The sequence below is a fragment of the Rhodococcus sp. T7 genome (assembly GCF_009872365.1).
In the GTDB taxonomy this organism is placed as follows: domain Bacteria; phylum Actinomycetota; class Actinomycetes; order Mycobacteriales; family Mycobacteriaceae; genus Rhodococcus_F.
The window spans coordinates 142,050-142,271 of the sequence record NZ_WXYH01000389.1; the positions used below are offsets into that span (position 1 = coordinate 142,050).

At 68.5% G+C, this 222-nt stretch carries 1 pseudogene; it reads right to left on the reverse strand.

The window, feature by feature from the left end:
* Nucleotides 1-149 (reverse strand): annotated as a pseudogene (locus MLGJGCBP_RS44655) (NAD(P)(+) transhydrogenase (Re/Si-specific) subunit beta); the annotation flags it as partial.
* Between the last annotated feature and the right edge of the window lie 73 nt (nucleotides 150-222).

A 222-nucleotide genomic window follows, 5' to 3' on the forward strand; every position in this document is an offset into this window, starting at 1 on the left:
TACGCCATCTGGATCGCCGCGTCCGCCGCCGAGGTGGCCTTCGCCGTCTTCGCGGTGCCGTCCCCGACCGCCGCCGCCGTGCCGCCGCCGCCGAACCCGCCGGCCACGATCGCCGGGATGGACCGGTTCATCGCCTTCGCCATCAACCCATCAGCAGGATCGCCTGGAACACCAGTTGCAACCATTCGCTCTGCCAGTTCTCGAAGGTCGCCGCGAGAAATT